Origin of the sequence: Methylobacterium sp. J-043 (assembly GCF_022829505.1) — a bacterium.
Classification (GTDB): Bacteria; Pseudomonadota; Alphaproteobacteria; order Rhizobiales; family Beijerinckiaceae; genus Methylobacterium; species Methylobacterium extorquens_A.
Genome location: NZ_JAKSYB010000053.1, coordinates 56593 through 77339, shown reverse-complemented (window position 1 = coordinate 77339; position 20747 = coordinate 56593). Strand labels below are relative to the sequence as shown.

Sequence of the window (20747 nt, the reverse complement as noted above, 5' to 3'; positions counted from 1 at the left end):
GGCATGGCGCAGGGCGCATCCATTCCGGGACTGAAGGAACTGGCGGAGTTCTCCCAGCGGGCGGCGACGGCAGCGGCGCAGCTCGGCGCGATCCGCGACGAGGATGTCGACCTCGCCGCCACACCGCGGGAGAAGATCGCGCAGATCAACGGGCGCACGCTCTACCGGATCGCGGCCGGCACGCCGAGCCGGGTCGAGACACCGATCCTCGTGCTCTACGCCATGGTCGGAAGCTGGCAGATCCTCGACCTGCAGCCGGACCGCTCGTTCCTGCGCAGCCTCGCCGAGGCCGGCAGCACGGTCTACGTCGTCGATTGGGGCCACCCGACGCCAGCCGACCAGTTCGACGACTTCAGCGACCTCGTCGATATCTACATCGATGGTTTCGTCGAGGCGATCCGCGACCGGCACGGCATCGAGCAGGTCAACCTGCTCGGCATCTGCCAGGGCGGGGTGCTCTCGCTCTGCTACAGCGCCCTGCACGGCGAGAAGATCCGCAACCTCGTCACCTGCGTCACGCCCGTCGATTTCCACGCCGACCGCTGCAACGAGCAGGTCGAGCGCGGTTTCATGAACGTCTGGACCCGCAATCTGGAGGCGCGGGACATCGACCTGATGATCGACACCATCGGCAACGTGCCCGGCGGCGTCGGCGGGGTGCTGTTCTCGATGATGACACCGTTCCGCAGCCTCGCGAAGTACAACCTCACCCTGATGGAGGCGGGGCAGGACCGCGACAAGCTGCTGAATTTCCTGCGCATGGAGAAGTGGCTCGCCGACCGGCCGGACCATACCGGCGCCTCGGCCCGGCAATGGCTGAAGGATCTCTACCAGGACAACCGGCTCTACAGCGGCACCTTCGAGATCGGCGGCCGGACGGTGGATCTGGGGGCGATTACCGTGCCGGTGCTAAACTTCTACACCGAGACCGACCACATCATCCCGGCCCCCGCCAGCAAGGCGATGGCCCAGGTGATCGGCGCGAAGGACTACACCGAGGCCCCGATCACCGGGGGCCATATCGGCGTGTTCGTCAGCCGCGGCCAAGCCAAGTTCAGCGACCGCATCCTCGGCTGGTTGGAGACCCGCTGAGACGGCACCGGGTGACGGCCCGTCTCGCCGCCGGCAGCCGTTCCTCCGGAACTCCGGTGCCGCTTTCGCTGAGGTCGCTCAGGCGCGGAAGTTTTCGACGAAACCAATCTCGATCCGATGCAGAGGCCGGCAGTGCGGGGCCTCTGCTCCAAGAGCACCCGAACAGGTGAGAAGAGAAGCGGGAGAACACCATGAAGCGCACGACACTCATCGCCGCCCTGACCGGATTCGCGGTTTGCAGCGGCACCGTCGCCCAGGCGCAAGGTACCGGGGGCGGCCCTGCCACCGATCCGACGGCCAATGGTGGCAACACCATCGTCAACCAGGGCGCCGGTTCGGGCACCGGAACGACGGACCGCGAGCGGGGAACGACCACCGGCACCCCGACAGCCGATCCGACCGAGAACGGCGGCAACGCGGTTATCAACAAGGGCGCCGGATCGGGCACGGGAACGGAGAAGCCGGCCAACACGGCCCGTTGAGGCGAGCCGATCCTCGGTATCTTCGTCCGGCGCGGTCCAATCGCGCCCGAGCCCCGTCGCGGCCGAACAAGGCCGCGGCGGGGCTCGGCCAAGGAGAGCCGGTTACGCGGCGCCGGGCTTTGCGGCGTCCTTGGCCGCCGGCTTCCAGATCTCCGCCGCGACGGCGGCCGTCCCGAGCAGGGCCTCGTGCAATCCGGCGTCGCCGTCGTGCGAGCCGGCGCGAATCGCGGCGACCAGCGCCGTCAGCGGATCGTCGCCGGCTTGTGTGAGCGGGGCGAGCGCCCGCTCCCAACTGCTCGCCGTCGCCTCGGCGCTTTCGATTTCGCGCATGGCGATGCCGATGGCGTTGGCGACCATGAGGGTGACGTAGCGCTGGCGTCCCGTCAGCGTGGGGGCGACCTCGTCGAGGAGGGCGCGGCGGGCCACGTCGAGCAGGGCGGCCCCGGAGGGGTGATCGGGGAGGATGGGGCGCATGGTCAGGCGGTCCAGTGAGCCGGTGCGGTGTCGCGCAGGATGCTGCGCTCCAATTCGGGGGTGAGGCGGCCGGTCAGCGCCAGTTCCAGGGAAGGCTCGGCCCCGGAGATGTGACGGTAGCCCTGTTCGAGGGCGATGACGGCCCAGCGCAAATGCGCCATGACCTCCCAGTAGCGCACGGCCTCCGCATCGATGCGCCGTCCGCTCTCGGCCTCGTAGCCGCGGTAGAAGGCGGCGCGAGAGCCGATGCCGCCGGCCTCCAGCTTGGGCCGACCGAAGCGCCAGCACTCGGCGCAAAACCAGCCGATATCCTCCATCGGGTCGCCCCAGCCGGAGAATTCCCAATCGAGAATCGCGGTCAGCCCGTGGGCATCGACCATGTAGTTGCCGGTGCGGAAGTCGCGGTGAACCAGGGTCGGTTCGGCGCAGGCCGGTGCGTGGCGCTCGGCCCAGCGCAGGCCCCACTCGACCGCGGGCCGCGGAGCGCGGATCGCGTCGAGGGTGGCGCGCATGGTGGCAATTCCGGCCAGCGCCGGGTCGGAGGCCGGCGCGTCGAGGAAGGCGAGGTCGCCATCCGGCGCACCGCGCAGAACCCCGTGGATCTTGGCGAGTTCGCGCCCGAGATCCTCGGCCAGCGCCTCCCGGTCGCCGCCGAGGCTCAGATCCTTGGCGACGCGGGGGCCGAGGCCGACGCCCTCTACCAGCCCCATCACCGCGAACGGCGCGCCTATCACGCCGGCATCGTGGCAGAAGCCGACGGGCTCGGGCACGCGCACGCCGGCCCGCCACGCCGCCGACATGATGGCGAATTCTTCCGCGCGCGGTCGGCTCGACGCGATCGTCGCGGCCGAGTCCTTGCGCAGCACGAACCGGCGCGCGTCGCCGCGCAGGGCGCAGCGCAACATCCAGTTCTCCTGGATCGAGCCGCCGCTCAGCGTCTCCATGCCCTCGATCGTGAGATCGGGCGCTTCCAGGCGCGCACGGAGCCAGTCGCGCAGAGCGACCCTTTGATGCTCGTCCATCATCTCTAAAGGCTCGATACGAGGTGGCCGCCATCGACGGCGATGATGCTGCCGGTCATGTAGCTGCCGGCATCGGAGGCCATGAGGAGAAGGGCGCCGTCGAGTTCGCCCGCGGCGCCGAGGCGGCGCTGGGGCACTCGTTTCATGAGCGCCTTGCCGGCTTCCGATTCGAAGAAGGCGTCGTTCAGCTCGGTCTGGATGTAGCCGGGGGCGAGCGCATTCACGCGGATGCCGTGGCGTGCCCATTCGAGGGCGAGCGCCTTGGTGAGCTGCACGACGCCCGCCTTCGACACGGTGTAGGGCGCGACCGCCCCGGCCACCCGCAGGCCGAGGATCGAGGCGACGTTGACGATGCTGCCGCCGGTGCCGTGCCGGACCATCCGCTTGGCGGTGGCCTGCGCGGCGAGCCAGACGCCCTTGAGGTTGGTGTCGATCACGCCGTCCCAGTCCGCCTCGTCGAGGTCGAGGGCGGGCCGCGTCACCGTCACGCCGGCATTGTTGATCAGCACCGCGACCGGGCCGAACCGCTCCTCGGCGGGATCAAGCGCCTGCTCGATACTGCCGGCATCGGTCACGTCCATGACGACGGCGTGCGCCTGGCCGCCCTCGGCCTCGACGTGCGCGACGGTCTCGGCCAGCGCCTCGGCCCGGCGCGCGCCGAGCGTCAGCCGCGCCCCGGCCCGCGCCAGCGTGCCCGCGAAGTGCCGCCCGAGGCCGCTCGAGGCGCCGGTCACGAGTACGTGCCGACCGGTGAGATCGAACAATCCGCTCAAGGTCCCCTCCCTCGCCCCGATCCGCCCGGGATCTGGCGTCCCGTTCGGGCGGCGCTTCAGTTCGTGCGTTCGACCGCCAGCGCGATGCCCTGGCCGCCGCCGATGCACATGGTCACGAGGCCGAAGCGGCCCTGGATGCGGGCCAATTCGTAGAGTGCCTTGACCGTGATGATCGCCCCGGTGGCGCCGATCGGGTGGCCGAGGGCGATGGCGCCGCCGTTCGGGTTCACCCGCGAGGGGTCGAGGTCGAGCGCCTGGGACACGGCGCAGGCCTGGGAGGCGAAGGCCTCGTTCGATTCGATCACGTCGAAATCGGCGGCGCGCAGACCGGTGCGCTCCATCAGGCGGCGCACCGCGGGCACCGGGCCCATCCCCATCTCGTCGGGGGCGACGCCGGCATGGGCGTAGCCGACGATGCGGGCCAGCGGCGTGCGGCCTTCGGCCTTGGCGCGGGCCTCGCTCATCAGCACCAGCGCGGCGGCGCCGTCGTTGAGGCCCGAGGCGTTGCCGGCGGTGACCGAGCCGTCCTTGCGGAAAGCCGGGCGCAGCTTGCCCAGATCCGCCTCGGTCGTCGCCTTCGGGTGCTCGTCGGTGTCGAAGGCGACCGTCTGGCGCTTCACCTGCACCTCGACCGGCAGGATCTGGTCGCGGAAGCGGCCCGCCTCGATCGCGGCCCCAGCGCGGGCCTGGCTCTGCGCCGCAAAAGCGTCCTGCGCCTCGCGCGAGATGCCGTAGCGGGTCGCGACGTTCTCGGCGGTGATGCCCATGTGGCCAGCGCCGAAGGGATCGCTCAGCACGCCGATCATGTAATCGACGGCCGTGACGTCGCCCATCTTCTGGCCGAAGCGGGCGGCGGAGAGGTGATGGGGTGAACGGCTCATGCTCTCGGCCCCGCCCGCGACCGCGACCTCGGCATCGCCGAGAAAGATCGATTGGGCGGCCGAGACGATCGCCTGCAGGCCGCTGCCGCAGAGGCGGTTGACCGCCATGGCGGGCGTTTCCTTGGGAATGCCGGCCTCCATCGCCGCCACCCGCGGCAGGTAGGCATCGCGCGGCTCGGTCGGGATCACGTGGCCGAACACGACATGGCCGACGCTCTCAGCCGCGACCTCGCCGCGCCGCAGCGCTTCGGCGACACAGAGGGCTCCGAGTTGGGCCGGCGGCACGGCGGCGAGCGACCCACCGAAGGTGCCGATGGCGGTGCGCACACCGGAAACGATCACGACCCCGTCAGACATCTTTGTTCCGCTTCTCGTATCGGCAGGAGGGCAGGGCAGGTGGGAGGCGTCGGTCAGGCGCGATGCCCGATGGATTCACCCTCGACCGGCCAGCGCCAGAAGGCGTCGCCCTCGGCCTCCAGGTTGCGGTTGAGCACCATCTTGTGGACCTCGTCGGCGCCATCGACGAGCCGTGCCTGCCGGGCGTAGCGGTAGATCCACTCCAGCACGGTGTCCTGCGAGTAGCCGCGCGCACCGTTGATCTGGATCGCGGTGTCGGCTGCTGCGTGCAGGAGATTGGCGACGTGGACCTTCGCCATCGAAATTTCCTTGCGGGCGAAGCTTCCCTGGTCGAGCGCCCAGGCCGCCTTCATGACGAGAAGACGCCCGATCTCGATGCGCATGGCGAGATCGCCGAGCATGAGCTGGATGCTCTCACGGTCGGCGAGCCTCACGCCGAAGCCCTCGCGCTGTGCGGCGTAGTCGCGGGCGATCTCGACGCAGCGCTTCGACAGGCCGAGCCAGCGCATGCAATGGGTCAGCCGCGCCGGTCCGAGCCGGATCTGCGTCAGCTTGAGGCCATCGCCCTCCTTCAGGAGCACGTTCTCGGCTGGCACTTCGAGGCCCTCGAAGGCGATCTCGCAGTGACCGCCATGCTCCTCCGGCCCCATGATCCCGATGCGACGCACGATGTGCCAGCCCGGCTGGTCGCGGTGGAACAGGAAGGCGGTGAGCCCCTTGCGCGCATCATCGGAGGTGCGCGCGATGACGATGAAGTGCGCCGCGTCCTCCGCGCCGGTGATGAACCACTTGCGGCCGTTGATGACGTAGCGGTCGCCGCGCCGCTCGGCATAGGTGCGGATCATCGAGGGGTCGGACCCGCCACCGGGATGCGGCTCGGTCATCGCGAAGGCCGAGCGGACCTCGCCGCGCACGATCGGGTCGAGCCAGCGGCTCTTCTGGGCCGGGGTGGCCGCGGCTTCGAGCACCATCATGTTGCCGTCGTCGGGAGCGGCCGAGTTGAACACGACGGGTCCGAAGATCGATCGGTTCATCGCCTCGTAGCAGACCGCCATCCCGGCCTTGCCAAGCCCCATGCCGCCGGTCTCCTCCTTGAGCTGAAGGCACCACAGGCCCTGCTCGCGGGCGAGGCCGCGCAGGCGCTGCAGGGCATCGGCGGCGATGTTGCCGTGCCCGTCGTAAGAGGCGGGATCACGCTCGAGCGGCAGGATCTCCGCATCGACGAAGGCGGCGATCCGGGCGCGAAACGCCTCCACGCGGGGGGTGATGGTGAAATCCATGCCGGTTGGCCTCTCGGGGCGTCGTCGCCGCCGAAAATCGAGCGAGCGCTCGTTTTTTACTGCCTGGATTCCGGCTTGGCAACCGGTTATGGCTGGCCGACCGCCTCACGAGACCGGCATTCGCCCTCGACCGTTTCCGAGACGCGCCGCCCCCTGCGGCTGACATGTGCAATTGACGCCCGGAAACGGTGCGCGATGATCGAGCGATGAGATCCGCCCAAGCGCTTCAATCCCCGACCCATGCCCGCGATGCCTATTCCACGGAGGCGATCTGCGCGCGCATCCTCGAGCGCCATCGGGATCGGGTCAGCGTGCGCAAGCCGCACCTGGCCACCGCCAACCTCGCCAAGATCATCGAGGCGGTGCTGAGGCTGTCGAGCCGGCAGGGTTTTCACGAGACGAGCCTGCGCGACCTTGCCAAGGATTCCGGCCTGAGCATGGGCGGGCTCTACTCGTACTTCGACAACAAGAACACGCTGCTGGTGATGATCCTGACGGAAGTCGCCGAGACCGTCGAGGCGGTTCTGCGCGACGTGCCCGAAGGGTTGCCGGAGAAGCCAGTGGAGCACCTGCGCTGGCTCATCGAGACGCATATCCGCCTCACGGAAGCGATGCAGCCCTGGTTCGTCTTCGCCTACATGGAAGCCAAGGGGTTTCCGGCTCCGGCCCGCAACCTCGCCACGGAGAGCGAGCTCACCACCGAGCGGATCTTTTCGGACGTGCTGGACCGGGGCGTCGCGCAAGGGGCGTTCGCGATCGAGAACGTGACGCTGACGGCGTCCCTGATCAAGCCGCTGCTGCAGGACTGGTACGTGAAGCGTGCCAAGTACCGGAAGCGCGGCACGCCGATCCAGACCTACATCGACGGCGTCATCACCTTCGTTGAGCGCGCGATTGTCAAGGCTTGACGAAACGCGTGGTCGCCCGCCGTCGCGGGTGACGGGCTAGGCGCGCCGGCCGAGCCGATCGAACGACGCGAGGCGGTGCCCAAACGGGGGAACGAGCCGCCCGAGGGAGGAGAGCGACGATGAACACCGGCACCCACAACGCGCGGAGGATGTTCCCGTGACCCGCGCGATCGTCTTGCGCGAGCCCGGCGGCCCCGAGGCCCTGCGCCTCGAAAAGGTTGAGGTCGGCCCGCCCGGCCCCGGTGAGATCCGCCTCCGACAGACGGCGATCGGCGTGAACTTCCACGACTGCTACGTCCGGTCGGGCCTCTACCAGACTCTGCCGCTGCCCGGCATTCCAGGCATCGAGGCGGTGGGCCGGGTCGAGACCGTCGGCGAGGGCGTCGAGGGGCTCGTGCCGGGCCAGCGCGTCGGCTATGTCAGCCGTGGCTACGGGGCCTATGCCGAGGCCCGGCTGTTGCCGGCTGATCTGGCGGTACCGCTTCCCGATACATTGAGCGACGAGGCAGCGGCCTCGATCCTGCTGAAGGGTCTGACCGCCTGCATGCTGCTGCGGCGCGTCCACCGGGTCTCGGCCGGGGAGACAATCCTCGTCCACGCGGCCGCAGGCGGCGTCGGGCAGTTGCTCTGCGCTTGGGGCCGACATCTCGGCGCGCGAGTGATCGGCACCGTCGGCAGCCGCGAGAAGGCGGAGGTCGCGACCCGCGCGGGCGCGGACCACGTCATCCTCTACCGGGAGGAAGACTTTTCCGCCCGCGTGCGCGCGATCACGGGCGGGGAGGGGGTGGCGGTCGCCTACGACGCGGTCGGCCGCGACACCTTCCTCAGCTCGCTCGAAAGCCTCGGCTTGCTCGGCATGCTGGTGAATTACGGCCAGGCCTCGGGCCCGGTCGAGCCGCTGTCGCCCTCGGCGCTGGCCGCCAAGTCGAACGCGCTGGTGCGGCCGATCGTGTTCCACCACCTGCGCGCCCGGGCCTCGCTCGATGCGATGGCGGGCGAGCTTTTCGCGGCAATCGCGGCCGGGATCATCCGGCCGGAGACCTTCCTCGCGCTGCCGCTGGATCAGGCCGGCGAGAGCCACCGCATCCTGGAGGCCCGCCGCACCACCGGGGCGGTCATCCTCATCCCCTGATCGCGTCACGAAGCACGGTCCGACTGATCGCCATGACCCGTACCATCACCACCGTCGAGGATCTGCGCGTGCTCGCCGAGAGGCGCGTGCCGCGCATGTTCTACGACTACGCCGATTCCGGCTCGTGGACCGAATCGACCTACCGGGCGAACGAGGCCGACTTCGCAGCGATCAAGCTGCGCCAGCGCGTGGCGGTCGACATGTCGAACCGCTCGCTCGCCACGACCATGGTCGGACAGCCGGTATCGATGCCGGTGGCGCTCGCCCCCTGCGGCATCGTCGGGATGCAACGGGCCGACGGCGAGATCCTGGCGGCCCGCGCCGCGGCCAAGGCCGGCGTGCCGTTCACGCTCTCGACCATGAGCATCTGCTCGATCGAGGACGTGGCGGAGGCGGTGGATCAGCCGTTCTGGTTCCAGCTCTACTTCCTGCGCGACCGCAGCTTCAACGACCGGCTGATCGACCGTGCCCGTGCCGCGGGCTGCACCGCGCTGGTTCTGACCCTCGACCTTCAGATCATGGGCCAGCGCCACAAGGATATCCGCAACGGCCTCTCGGCCCCGCCGAAGCCGACGTTGGCCACCCTCGCCAATCTGATGACCAAGCCGCGCTGGTGTCTCAGCATGCTCGGCACCAAGCGGCGCTCCCTGCGCAACGTCGTCGGCCATGCCGAGGGGGTGCGCGACACGCGCTCGATCTCCTCCTGGACTACGGAGCAGTTCGACCCGCGCCTGAGCTGGGACGACGTCCGCCGCATCCAGGATCGCTGGAAGGGCCCGCTGATCCTGAAGGGCATCCTCGATCCCGAGGACGCGGCCGCTGCCGTCAACACCGGCGCGGAGGCGCTCATCGTCTCGAACCATGGCGGACGCCAGCTCGACGGGGCGATCTCCTCGATCGCGGCGCTGCCCGAGATCGTGGCCGAGGTCGGCCACCGCACCGAGGTCTTCATGGACGGCGGCATCCGTTCGGGCCAGGACGTCGTCAAGGCGATCGCCCTCGGCGCCAAGGGCGTCTTCATCGGTCGCCCCTACGTCTACGGCGTCGGGGCTTTGGGCGAGCGCGGCGTCACGCACTGCCTCGACATCATCCGCAAGGAGCTCGACATGACGATGGCCTTCTGCGGACGGCGCGACATCCGCACTGTCGATGGCGATATTCTCCACCGTCCGCGCGGGTCATCGCCGCAGCCGGGCCTCGTCGAGCGCCGCCCGCGCCCGCTCGGTCCGGCGCGCCAAGCGGGCTGAGGCGGGAACGACGAGAAAGGACGGATCATGACACTCTATCGATTGGGTGAGCACGCCCCGCACATCGCGGACGCGGACCGGGTCTGGATCGCGCCGGGCACTCACGTCATCGGCCGTGTCCGCATCGGCCTCGATGTCGGCATCTGGTTCGGGGCGGTGATCCGCGGCGATAACGATCCGATCGCGATTGGCGACCGCACCAACATCCAGGACGGGGCGGTGCTGCACGCCGACCCCGGCTTTCCGCTCACGATCGGGGAGGGCGTCACCATCGGGCACGGCGCCATCGTCCACGGCTGCACGATCGGCGACGACACCTTGATCGGCATGGGCGCCACAGTGCTCAACGGGGCCCGGATCGGCCGGGGCTGCATCGTCGGCGCGAACGCCCTCGTCCGTGAGGGCGCCGAGTTTCCCGACGGCAGTCTCATCGTCGGAGTGCCCGCCAAAGCGGTCCCGGCCAGGGAGATGGACATCACCGCGATGACGCGGATGGCGGCCGAGCAGTATGTCGGCAACGGCAGGCGGTTCCTGAGAGAGTTGGTGCCAGTTGTGCCGGAACGCTCCTGAGTCGCCGCCGACGCAGCGGCCAGCGCGATCAGACGGGGTCAGCAGAACAGAGCTTCGGGGGCGTGTCGAAGATTAAAGAACCGGCTCTGAGCCGGAGGCCATGACTGCTAGCGGGAACAGATGAGGCGCCCGTCAGTTGCTGCTGCGACTGTTAGCGGGAGTTCTGCCATCATGTTGCAATTAGCTCAGGCTCTGATCATCTGTGCCTTGCTTGGTGGAGCGGCTCTTCCCAGCAGTGCGGCGGCCTTGCCGAACGCACGCGATGCAGGATTGACGAACGTCTCCAGAACGACTCAGGTCCGTGATCAGCGGAAGTATCGTAGGGCCCATAGGACTCCACAACGCGTCATGGGCCTAAAGCCCGGACCCGACCCGCGCCGTGGCCGCCTTCCGCGCCTTCCGCGTTAAGCCCATTCATCGATCGTGCTAGGTGTTTGATCCCAGGGTTTGATGGTGCACTTTTCACGTTGGAGTGGAGGGACGCGCTACAGGCCAGGTTCTTCACGGCAGCGCCAGAACGAAGGCGGCGATCCGTCGAGCGGTCCAGCATCGTCAAGCGAGCCTGAGGGCGCTCTCGAAGCGGCATGGGATCAACCAGAAGACGGTCCCCAAGTGGAGGCAGCGGAGCTCGGTCGCCGACCAGCGCATGGGGCCGAAGGATCCGCATTCAACGGTGCTGTCACCCGAGGACGAGGCGGTGGTGGTCGCCTGTCGTCGCCACACGCTCCTGCCGCAGAACGACTGCCTCTACGCGCTCCCGACCACGATCCCGCACCTGACCCGTTCGTCGCTGCATCGCCGCACCAAATGCCGGGACCAAACAGTGATACGACGCTGCATCCTCTCATCATGGCATGACCAGATCGCATCAACCACCGGTCTCCGACATGCGTCGAGCGAGGTTAGGGGGTGCGCCATGGCGAAGGACGAAATCGTGGCCCTTCGGCTTCCGGCCGATGGCCTGATCGATCAGGCTTACGACAGCGTCATCCGCGCCGGCGGTCCGCAGCATCGTCCGCAGGTCGGTGGCGTCGTCTTGGCCTAGGCAGCTGTGCAGGATGCCGGCCGCGGTGACCCGCACCCGATTGCAATCCGCGCAGAAATTGTGAGTGTGCGGCGTGATGAAACCTATCAGACCGCCCGTCTCGGCGACCCGCGCGTAGCGGGCTGGGCCGCCGCTGCGCATAGAAAGGTCGGAGAGGGTCCAGCGCTCCGCGATCCGCCGCCGCAGGAGGTTGAGGGGCAGGTATTGATCGAGCCGGTCGACGCCGACATCGCCGAGCGGCATGGTCTCGATCAGGCTGAGCGCCATGTCCCGGCCGTGGGCGAAGGCGATGAGATCGTGGATCTCCTGCTCGGTCCCGTCCTTCAGCGCCACCACGTTGAGCTTGACCGTGAGCCCCGCCGCTTGGGCCGCCGCGATCCCGTGCAGCACCTTGGCGAGCGAGCCGCCGCGGGTCAGCACTCGGAACCGCTCGGCGTCGAGGGTGTCGAGCGAGACGTTGATCCGGCGCACCCCCGCCCGGGCCAAGTCCTCCGCGAAGCGGGCGAGTTGCGTTCCGTTGGTGGTGAGGGTGAGTTCGCGCAGCGCGCCGGTGCGCAGCGGCTCGGAGAGCGCCGCGAACAGGTCGAGGATGCCCGGTCGCACCAGCGGCTCGCCGCCGGTGATGCGCAGCTTGTCGATGCCGCGGGCGATGAACAGCCGGGCCAGCCGTGTCAGTTCCTCCAGGCTCAGAATGTCCCGCCGGGGGCGGAAGCTCATATCCTCCGACATGCAGTAGACGCAGCGCAGGTCGCACCGGTCGGTGACCGAGAGGCGCAGATAGGTCACACGTCGTCCGAAGCCGTCGATGAGCCCACAGGCCGGGGCCGCCCCCTGCGACGCCATCAGGCCGCCTCGCCGGCGACCGCGAGCATCTCGGCGCGCGTGACGAATTTTTCGCGCGGTTTGCCGACCGACTTTCCGCGCGCGGTCTCAGCGGCCTCGATCCGGCGCCATGCGGCGTAGTCGATGGTGTGCCCGGTCCGCTCCGCCAGGCTGGCCACCAGAACGTCCGCACTCCCGACTGGAAGCGGGAGGGTCGCGAAGTCGGCGAGCACAGCCGCCGCCGTTTCCACGCCGCAGGCGCGATTGGTCCCGATCGTGCCGTGGGGACCGCGCTTGCTCCAGCCGCAGGTATAGAGGCCCGGCACCGGCACGCCGTCCGTCACGATCCGGCCACCGAGATTGGCATGAACGCCCGCCTGCGCGTCGTAAGGGATTCCCGCCACCGGCGCGGTCCGGCGCCCGATGCTGGCGACGATAAGTCCGCATTCGAGGGCGAGCGTCCGGTCAGAGTCGGGCCGGCGCAGATGCAGGCGTTCGACCCGGTCTTCCCCCGCCAAGCGGACAGGCTCCAGGCCGAAGCGGATCAGGCATCGCCGCCGCTTGCCCGAACCGCCGTGGGCCTCGGAGAAGCCGCGCAGGATAGCCGCATTGGCGCGCGCCTCCGCGCCGGCTTCCACCGGCGGTTCCGGAACGCCGTCGGGCAGGTCGTCGAGATCGAGCCCGGTGGTGCAATCGGCGAGCGCGCCGAATTCGCTGAGTTCCTTTGGGGAGAAGCGGACCCGCGCGACCCCGCCGCGCCCGACGATCTGAACCTCGCGGATTCGGCTCTCCGAGAGGGCGTCCAGCGCGTGCGCGGCGATGTCGGTGTGGCGCAATTCGTCGGGGGTCTTGAGCAGGATGCGGGCGACATCGAGGGCGACGTTGCCATGCCCGATCACCACCGCCCGCTCCGCCGAGAGGTCGAAGGACAGACCGGCCGAGTCGGGATGGCCGTTGTACCAGCCGATGAAGGCACCCGCCTGATGGCTTCCGGCCAGATCCTCGCCGGGAATGCCCATCCGCCGGTCGAGGGACGCGCCGTTCGCCAGGATGACGGCATGGTAGCAGGCCCTCAACTCGGGAACGCTCACATCGGCACCGATCTCGATCCCGCCGACGAAGCGGAAGCCGGGCAGGCCGGCGATCCGGTCGAACACCGTGGTCACCTGCTTCAACTTCGGGTGGTCCGGCGCGACGCCGAACCGGACGAGCCCGAACGGGGCGGGCAGACGCTCGAACAGGTCCACCGCCACAGGCGTGCCCGAGCGCAGCAGCGCCTCGGCCGCGTAGAACCCGGCCGGCCCGCTCCCGACCACTGCGATGCGATGCGGCGCGCTCATGAGGCCAGCCGCTTAGCCTGTTCGTCGGCGCCGGGTAACGGCGGGATCTTGGCGGCGATCACCGGGGTCTCGGCCGCCCGCAGGCGGTTGATCTCGACCCATTCGCCCTTGCCGACCGGCATCTGCCAGGACGGGTGGATCGCGCCGACCGGGCAGATCGGCGCGCAGCCGCCGCAATCGATGCAGTTCTCGGGGTCGATATAGGTCATCTGTTCGTCGAGATGGAAGCATTCGACCGGACAGACGGTGACGCATTCCGTGTAGCGACATCCGCGACACGCATCCGTGACGACATAAGCCATGTCTGTTTCACCTACGCTGTTCCAAGGGGGAGCGGGGCCGTCAGGCCGCGGCCACGTCCACGAGCATGTCGGAGAAGGTCGGGGCGCGGCCGAGATCGGCGAAAGCCGGTGGCGTCAAGGCGTGGACGGTGGGTCCGCGCTGGTTGGAGCGCTGCCAGAAGCCCGCTGGCGCGACCACGACGCCCCGCATCACGTCAGCCGAGAGGGTCGCGAAGGCCTCGAACGCGCCCCGCTCGTTGAACACGCGGATCGGGGTTCCGGCAGCGATGCCGCGCGGCCCGGCATCCTCCGGGTGCAGCAGCACCGCCTGCTGCTCGCCCGCCTGCGCCACCTGGGCCGGCAGGTTGCCGTAGTTCGAGTTCAGGAATGCGTGGCTTTTCGGCGAGATCAGGCTCAAGGGGAAGCGCTCGGCCAGGGCTGGCGCGGTGCGCGGGCTCTCGTTAGGGGGCAGGTAGTGCGGCAGCGGATCGACCGGTTCGCCCGCCTGATCGCCGCCATAGCCTTGACGGAACAGCGGAGCGACGAAGTTGCCGCCCGCGGCCAGGCTCGACTTGAACTCGCATTTGCCGGATGCGGTCGGGAAGTTGCCATCGCGATGGGGCGCCCAGGAATCGGCCGCGTCCATCGTCAGGCGCATGTATCCCTTCTGCTTGAGCTCATCGAGGGTGATGCCGGCGAGCACCGGGCTCGACCAGTCCATCGAGTCCGCGATCATCGCGTCGTCGGAGCGGAAGAAGAACGGATCCTCTATGTCCATGGCCCTGGCGAGCCGGCGGAACAGCTCGGTGTTCGGAACCGCCTCGCCGAGGGGAGCGATGGCCGGGTTGTTGTAGGACAGGTAGAGGTGCCCCCAGGAGAACATGATGTCCGCCTGTTCGAGCTGGGTGGTGGCCGGCAACACGATGTCGGCATAGCGCGCCGTGTCGGTCAGGAAGTGCTCGCTCACCACCGTGAACAGATCCTCGCGCGCCAGACCGCGCTCGATCGTCTGCTGCTGCGAGACCATCGCCATCGGGTTGGCGTTGTAGACGAACAGCGCGCGGATCGGCGGATCGAGGGGCATCTCGCCGGCGAGTGCCGGGCCGAGCGTCCAGGAATTGATCACCCGCATGGTCTCGGGCTGGAGGTCCGGCCGCATCAGGCCGGGCCAGTTCACCGGGAAGGCCCAGATCGGCAATTGGAGCAGGCCGCCGCCCACATGCTTCCAGGCTCCGATCAGCGCCGGCAGGCAGGCGATCGCCCGAACGGTCTGGCCGCCGCCCGCGTGGCGCTCCACCGCCACGCCGATCCGCACCACCGCCGGGGGCGTCTTGGCGTATTCGCGGGTCAGCTTGAGGATGTCCTCGACGGGGATGCCGGTCTCGGCCGAGGCGAATTCCGGAGTGTAGGCCTCGCACCGCTCGGCGAGCTCGTCGAAGCCGATCGTGTGCTTATCGATGTAGTCGCGGTCGGTGAGCCCTTCCTTGATGATGATGTGCATCATCGCGAGCGCCAGCGCCCCGTCGGTGCCGGGGCGGATGGGAATGTGCCAGTCGGCCAGCCGCGCCGTGCGCGTGCGAACCGGATCGATCACCACCAGCTTGGCGCCGTTGCGCTTGGCCTGCTCGATGAACGGCCAGTGGTGCGAGTTGGTGCTGAGCGTGTTGCAGGCCCACAGGATGATGTACTTCGAATGGACGAAGCTCTCGGGATCGACCCCCGGCGTATGGCCGATCGTCATCATGTAGGCGGTGCATGAGCCGGAATCGCAGAAGGTGCGCTCGCAGACGCTGGCGCCGAGCTTGTTGAACAGCGGATCGCCGACATTGAGACCGTTGATGATGCCCTGAGTGCCGAGATAGCTGTAGGGCAGGATCGCCTGCGCCCCGCTCTCGGCGATGATCGCCTTCCAGCGGCCGGCGATCTCGTCCAGAGCCTCGTCCCAGGTGATCCGCGCGAACTGACCGCTGCCCTTCGGGCCGACGCGCTTCATCGGATAGAGCAGGCGCTGGTCGCTGTAGACCCGGTTCTGGTAGTCGTTGACCTTCACGCAGAGGCGCCCCTTGGTGAAGGGATGGTCCGGATTGCCCCGCACCGCGATCGCCTTGCCATCCTCGACCGTCGTCAGGATCGAGCAGGTGTCGGGGCAATCGTGCGGGCATGCGCCGATGACGACTTCGCGGGCCATATCCACTCTCCGGCTGACCAGTTTTTGAACAGGAGGAGAGCGTGCCAACAAACGAGGCAGCGGGCTTTATCGCGGCCTGCGCCTTCGTGTTCCTGAAGTGCGGTCCTGTGCCCGAAGGAGCGCAGTGCTCCCGTTCCGCGCGCCGACGATGCCTTGGCGCGGGATGTGCTTGTCGATTGGAATCGTTCGAGCTTTTGGAGGAGGGGATCAGGCATGCTGGGGCATTCGGTCGACAAGTACGTGACCGGACGGCTGCTCGACACGTCGAACCGCCTGCGCTGGTCGCACCTGCATGCCGAGCGCTGGAGCCATATGCCCGGCGAATTGCCGGCCCTCACCCCGCGCGACACCGAGATCGCCATCCTGCTGCGCGGCCGGACCTTCGTCGAACGGGTCGGCAGCGGCCGGCGCCAGCAGACCCACGGCCATCGCGGCACGGTTTGGCTGTGCCCGGCCGGGATCGAGGAGGAATACGTCAACATCTCCGATCCGATGATCGACTGCCTACACATCTTCCTGCCGGGCCGCCCGTTCACGGAGACACTGCTGCGCGACCTCGACATCGACCCGGCCCGGGTCGAGTTGCGTTATGAGGTCATCGCGCAGGATCCCTTCATCGAACTCGTCGCGGGACGGATCATCGAGGAGCTGGAGGACGAGACCGCGGCCGGGCGGCTTCTCATCGAATCACTGGGTGTCGCGCTCGCCGCCCATCTCGTGCACCGCTATTCGGCCGCAAACGTTCAGGCGAAGGAGAGCGCCGATAAGCCGCTCGACCGGCGGCGCCTGGAACGGGTGGAGGATTTCATCGCGGCCCATCTGTTCGACGATTTCGCGGTGGCTGACCTCGCGGCCGTCGCCTGCATGAGCGTCGCCCACTTCACCCGCAGCTTCCGCGCGGCGACGGGACGGACACCCTACGAGTATGTGAGCGGGCGCCGGCTCGATCTCGCCAAGCACCGGCTGCTAACCGAGGATACCCAAATCGCCGAGATCGCGGCAGCGACCGGCTTCTCGTCGCAAGCGAACTTCACCCGCGCCTTCCGCAACACGATGGGCGTGACCCCAGCCCAGTTGCGCGCCTCCGCCCAAAGATAGGCTTCGCGCCGTAGCAGCGTCCGCCGGACGGTGGATGCACGATGCCGTGCGTCCCCGCCTAGAGCATCGTCCTGGATATCGGATCCAGAACGATGCTCTAGGCTTTTGTTTTTGCATCATCTTTTTCCGAAAGCCGGAAGCCACCTTTCGGGATGATGCTCTAAGAAACGGACTGCCCGTCGCCGACGGCCTGCGTGCGCCCCGTCGGTGCGAAGGTCGGCCGCCGATGATCGGACTGCGGTGGCGGTCGATCCGCGGCCGAGCCGGCGGCTTCCGCAGGAATCGAACAGCGAAAGACGTTTGCGGATAACGACCCCGGGCGGAAAATCCGGGAGCTTCCTCTCAAGAAATCCCCGAGATCAGAACCGGGGCGAGGGGTGCATGATGAATGTCAGATTTGGACTAGGCCTGATTTCGGCCATTCTCGGTGCGAGCCTGAGCTTCAGCGCCGAGGCACTTGAGGTCAACCCGGGCGATTACGAGCAGTTTCCGTCCGGAGCGACGATCGGATTGCTCTACTATCAGCACGGGCACGGGGACGAGGCCTACGCGCGAGGGACCAAGACCACATCCGATGCGAAACTCGATACGAATGTCGGCATCATCCGCCTCCTACACGTCTATGAAATCGCCCCGGGCGTAACGGTCGACCCGCAATTCCTCTTGCCCGTGGGCGCGATCTCCACTGGCGGCGTGCTGGCCCCCCTCGGATCGCCGGGCGGCGTCGGCGACATCATCCTGGCGGCCCCGTTCAAGTTCAAACTCGACACCGCGTTCAACGACGTCTTCGCCATAACTCCGTATCTCATCGCGCCGACCGGGACTTACGACGCGACCCAGCCGCTGAACTTCGGCGCCAATCGCTGGCAAGGCGTCATCCAGGCGGCCTACGTCAAACACTTCGATCCGGTGTGGTCGCTCGACCTGATCGGCGACGTCGCCTTCTACTCGGACAATGCCCGCTACAACCTCGGCGGCGTCGGGCGGCTATCGCAGGATCCGCAATTCGAGGTGCAGGCCTATCTGCGTTACAAGATCGACCCGGCCCTGGAGGTCGGGGGCGGCCTGGGCGGCAGGATCGGCGGCAAGCAATCCTTCCAGCAGGTCTCGCTGCGAAATGACCAGGGCACGACGTATGGCCGTCTCGCGGTCGCCTACTTCCCGGAGCCGACCTTCCAGATCCAGGCTATGATCGGGCGGGATCTCACCGTTGAGAACGGGACCAAGCAAGCGACCTTCGTCCAGCTGCGGCTTGCCAAGATCTTTCCTTAGTAATTGGCTGCCGTCCCGCGAGCGGCATGAGATTTCTCGGGTTGCCCGTGTTGAGACGGCAAAGTCCAATTTCCCGCAGTCCACTCATTGAAGCGGGTGGACGGCTTTCGGCCAGGTTCAGTCGTGCGTCGATATTTGGCTCACTGTCCGCTTCCGAGAATCGCGTCAGGGAACCGGAACGGCTGGGTTGGGTCGACACCGGACAGTCAGCCCGTTGGCGCTAAATGTCCGCTACCGGGCCTCGAGCGCACTTCCGTTTGTGGCGCGAAGCAGACGTTCGAAAAATAAGAAAGACCCATAGTCGTTCAACCGTTTTAAACTCATCGGAACTGTCACGTTGGATGACATGAGTGATGCCGAGCATCATGATCGGGTGGGGATAACGAGCGCGTCGTCTTAAAATTCTATTCAGGACGCCGCGCTCGCTTTCCGCTTTGCATCGTCTTTTTCTCGAAATCCGGCAGCCACCTTTGGGATGATGCTCCAGATCATCTTCTGGCTGAACACACGATAGGAAGGTGTGGCGCAATCTACACACTCGCGTGCGGTTGCAGTCCTCCGGACGCTTGTTCGCCTCCCGGGGCAAGAGGCGGCATCGTCGGTTTTAGATCGCAACTCAAAGATTTGCGCCGCGATCGCGCTGCAAATTTAGAAGTCATATAAACTACTGGAATGCTTGCATAGTTTTCAAGAAGCTCGTTTGCTCGATCGCAAAGAGATCAGCGGTGATGCGATGATCCGGGCGGTTCGGAGCGGGTGCTATGGAGGCGGTTTCAGTCGATGCGCTGCATCGTAGCGAGGGGGCGGCTCTCCAAAGCTACCTGCTGCGCCTGCTAGGCAATCCCGCCGATGCGGCCGATGCCCGTCAGGAGACCTACCTGCGCCTGGTCAGGGCGCTCGGCCGGACCGAGATCGAGCAGCCCCGCGTCTTCCTGTTCTTCGTCGCGCGCAACGTCGCCATCAATCTGGGCAAGCGGCGCCGGATCGAGGCGGAGCTGTTCCGATCGGCCGCCGATCTGAGCTTCACCGAGATCGCCGACGAGCGGGTGCGGATCGAGCAGCAGGTGATCGCGCGCCAGCAGCTCCGCTTGGTCGCCGCCGCTATCGACGAGTTGCCGCCACGCTGCCGCGAGGCCTTCCTGCTCAGCGCGTTCGACGGGCTCGCCAACGGCGAGATCGCAATCCGTCTCGGGATCAGCCGAAACATGGTCGAGAAGCACCTGATGAAGGCGCTCCTGCATACGCGCCGCACCTGCCGCGAAATTTTCTGAGCCGAAGCGTCAGGAGTTCGCCGTCTCGCCGGCCTTTAGGGATAGGACGGAGACATGGACCGCGCGGTCCGGCTTCGGCAGTCAGTGATCGGCATGAACGAGCGGAGCCCTCCCGAGACGTCGGACGAAGCCGAAGACGATCCGATCTATGAGCAGGCTGCCCTATGGGTCGCGCGCCTGTCCTCGCCCGACGCGACCGATGCCGATCGCAAAGCGTTCGAGGCGTGGCGGTCGGCCGATCCGTCACATGCCGACGCCTTTGCCGAGATGGACGCGTGGCGCCGGACGATGGGCCAGGTGCCCGATCCGCGCCGAGGCCGGCGCTGGAAACCGAAGGGCATAGCCGTCGTCGCCATCCTCGGGGTGGCCGGCCTGCTCGCCTACGACATGGGGATGCTCGACCGCCTGAGGGCCGATGCCTGGACGGAGGTCGGCGCGATCAGGGCGGAGACGCTGGCGGACGGTAGCCGGGTCGATCTCAACACCGACACCGCCCTGGCGCTGCACTACACGGCCGAGGAGCGCGGCGTCGAACTCCTGCGCGGCGAGGCCGCGTTCGACGTGTTGCCGGATCGTCAGCGGCCATTCATCGTGCGCGGGAAGGGGATCAGTGCCCGCGCTGTCGGCACGCGCTTCTTCGTCCGGGTCGATGGCGACGCGAGCCCGGTCGGCGTGGCCGAGGGACAGGTCGAGGTCGTGGCATCGGATGGCCAAGCGATGCTGCGGGCCGGCGAGATCGCGGTCCATGACACGGCCGGCCGCCTTGTGGCCGAGCGCGGCGACGTCGCCCGCGCGATGGCGTGGCGAGACGGCCGGCTCATCTTCTCGGGCCAGCCCCTCGCGGCGGTCCTGAACGAGCTTGAGCGCTACCGGCGCGGGCGCATCGTGCTGCTCGGCCAGGGTGCCGGGGCCAAGCGCTTCAGCGGAACGCTCGATCCGCGCAACACCGACGAGGCGCTCGACGTCCTCGCCGCAACGATGGGGGTGCGCGTCACCCGCGTGACGCCGCTGCTGGTGCTGGTCCGGCCAGCTCCCTGATACCCGAAAAAGTGGTCCGCCGGACATCAGGAATTTCGCGCGCCGACTGTCTACCGTTCCAGGGACGAGAAAGCGCGAACCGCATCCGTCCCGATGGGGTGATGGAATCGAGGCGGGCTATGGCGGTGCGGAAGCAAACGGTTTGGGTCGGGCGGCTGCGGCTTGCGGCCCTTG

General features: G+C 67.8%; 19 protein-coding genes and 1 pseudogene. 11 read left to right on the top strand and 9 right to left on the bottom strand.

What is annotated here, in order from left to right; all coding sequences use genetic code 11:
* The first annotated feature begins 3 nt into the window (after positions 1–3).
* Together MKK50_RS14630 and MKK50_RS14625 are read left to right on the top strand one after the other, a co-directional pair.
* The gene (locus MKK50_RS14630; RefSeq protein WP_499023305.1) at positions 4–1092 is read left to right on the top strand and encodes an alpha/beta fold hydrolase; all 1089 of its coding nucleotides are present in this window, start codon (positions 4–6) and stop codon (positions 1090–1092) included.
* A 191-nt stretch (positions 1093–1283) separates the two neighbouring features.
* Entirely contained in the window at positions 1284–1574 is a 291-nt protein-coding gene (locus MKK50_RS14625) for a hypothetical protein (RefSeq protein WP_499023302.1), read from the top strand.
* 102 nt (positions 1575–1676) lie between these two features.
* Here the strand turns inward: MKK50_RS14625 and MKK50_RS14620 are convergent, their stop codons facing one another.
* The 5 genes from MKK50_RS14620 to MKK50_RS14600 are packed head-to-tail and all read right to left on the bottom strand — an operon-like array spanning position 1677 to position 6361.
* Positions 1677–2048, bottom strand: coding sequence for a DUF6285 domain-containing protein (locus tag MKK50_RS14620; protein ID WP_499023301.1), 372 nt, complete (start codon positions 2046–2048; stop codon positions 1677–1679).
* Positions 2049–2050: 2 nt separating this feature from the next.
* A complete protein-coding gene (locus tag MKK50_RS14615) occupies positions 2051–3070 on the bottom strand; it encodes a phosphotransferase family protein (protein WP_499023300.1) in 1020 nt (339 codons plus the stop codon).
* A 5-nt stretch (positions 3071–3075) separates the two neighbouring features.
* Positions 3076–3843, bottom strand: a complete 768-nt coding sequence (locus tag MKK50_RS14610) for an SDR family NAD(P)-dependent oxidoreductase (RefSeq protein ID WP_499023298.1) — start codon at positions 3841–3843, stop codon at positions 3076–3078.
* A 56-nt stretch (positions 3844–3899) separates the two neighbouring features.
* Entirely contained in the window at positions 3900–5081 is a 1182-nt protein-coding gene (locus MKK50_RS14605; protein ID WP_499023296.1) for an acetyl-CoA C-acyltransferase family protein, read from the bottom strand.
* Between the two features lie 53 nt (positions 5082–5134).
* Complete coding sequence (locus tag MKK50_RS14600; RefSeq protein WP_499023295.1) at positions 5135–6361, bottom strand: acyl-CoA dehydrogenase family protein; 1227 nt, start codon at positions 6359–6361, stop codon at positions 5135–5137.
* 206 nt (positions 6362–6567) lie between these two features.
* Here MKK50_RS14600 and MKK50_RS14595 point away from each other — a divergent pair, with 206 nt between their 5' ends.
* The 5 genes and pseudogenes from MKK50_RS14595 to MKK50_RS14575 form a co-directional block, all read left to right on the top strand.
* Complete coding sequence (locus tag MKK50_RS14595; protein WP_253369225.1) at positions 6568–7269, top strand: TetR/AcrR family transcriptional regulator; 702 nt, start codon at positions 6568–6570, stop codon at positions 7267–7269.
* A gap of 157 nt (positions 7270–7426) precedes the next feature.
* Positions 7427–8401, top strand: coding sequence for a quinone oxidoreductase family protein (locus MKK50_RS14590; protein WP_499023290.1), 975 nt, complete (start codon positions 7427–7429; stop codon positions 8399–8401).
* A gap of 32 nt (positions 8402–8433) precedes the next feature.
* A complete protein-coding gene (locus tag MKK50_RS14585) occupies positions 8434–9648 on the top strand; it encodes an alpha-hydroxy acid oxidase (protein WP_499023287.1) in 1215 nt (404 codons plus the stop codon).
* A gap of 27 nt (positions 9649–9675) precedes the next feature.
* On the top strand, positions 9676–10218 hold the full coding sequence (locus MKK50_RS14580) for a gamma carbonic anhydrase family protein (protein WP_499023284.1): 543 nt from the start codon (positions 9676–9678) through the stop codon (positions 10216–10218).
* A 472-nt stretch (positions 10219–10690) separates the two neighbouring features.
* A pseudogene (locus MKK50_RS14575) lies at positions 10691–11017 on the top strand (IS481 family transposase); the annotation flags it as partial.
* Between the two features lie 69 nt (positions 11018–11086).
* On the opposite strand, the gene moaA reads toward MKK50_RS14575, so the two are convergent.
* Genes moaA through MKK50_RS14555 form a run of 4 tightly spaced genes read right to left on the bottom strand, consistent with a single transcriptional unit; the run spans position 11087 to position 15894 of the window.
* Positions 11087–12106 carry a GTP 3',8-cyclase MoaA gene (gene moaA / locus MKK50_RS14570; protein WP_499023281.1) on the bottom strand — a complete coding sequence of 340 codons (1020 nt, stop codon included), beginning with the start codon at positions 12104–12106 and terminating at the stop codon, positions 11087–11089.
* Positions 12106–13425: an FAD-dependent oxidoreductase gene (locus tag MKK50_RS14565; protein ID WP_499023276.1), complete on the bottom strand. Its 1320-nt coding sequence runs from the start codon at positions 13423–13425 to the stop codon at positions 12106–12108. The genes moaA and MKK50_RS14565 overlap by 1 nt, the downstream gene beginning before the upstream one ends.
* Entirely contained in the window at positions 13422–13727 is a 306-nt protein-coding gene (locus MKK50_RS14560) for a ferredoxin family protein (RefSeq protein WP_499023274.1), read from the bottom strand. The genes MKK50_RS14565 and MKK50_RS14560 overlap by 4 nt, the downstream gene beginning before the upstream one ends.
* Before the next feature lie 40 nt (positions 13728–13767).
* Positions 13768–15894, bottom strand: a complete 2127-nt coding sequence (locus MKK50_RS14555; protein ID WP_499023271.1) for a molybdopterin-containing oxidoreductase family protein — start codon at positions 15892–15894, stop codon at positions 13768–13770.
* 213 nt (positions 15895–16107) lie between these two features.
* On the opposite strand from MKK50_RS14555, the gene MKK50_RS14550 reads away from it, so the two are divergent.
* The 4 genes from MKK50_RS14550 (at position 16108) to MKK50_RS14535 (ending at position 20573) form a co-directional block, all read left to right on the top strand.
* Complete coding sequence (locus MKK50_RS14550) at positions 16108–16992, top strand: AraC family transcriptional regulator (protein ID WP_253369240.1); 885 nt, start codon at positions 16108–16110, stop codon at positions 16990–16992.
* Between the two features lie 381 nt (positions 16993–17373).
* A complete protein-coding gene (locus tag MKK50_RS14545; RefSeq protein ID WP_499023268.1) occupies positions 17374–18264 on the top strand; it encodes a transporter in 891 nt (296 codons plus the stop codon).
* A gap of 761 nt (positions 18265–19025) precedes the next feature.
* Positions 19026–19535, top strand: coding sequence for an RNA polymerase sigma factor (locus MKK50_RS14540; RefSeq protein WP_499023265.1), 510 nt, complete (start codon positions 19026–19028; stop codon positions 19533–19535).
* A gap of 93 nt (positions 19536–19628) precedes the next feature.
* Positions 19629–20573, top strand: coding sequence for a FecR family protein (locus MKK50_RS14535; protein ID WP_499023351.1), 945 nt, complete (start codon positions 19629–19631; stop codon positions 20571–20573).
* Positions 20574–20747: the final 174 nt, after the last annotated feature.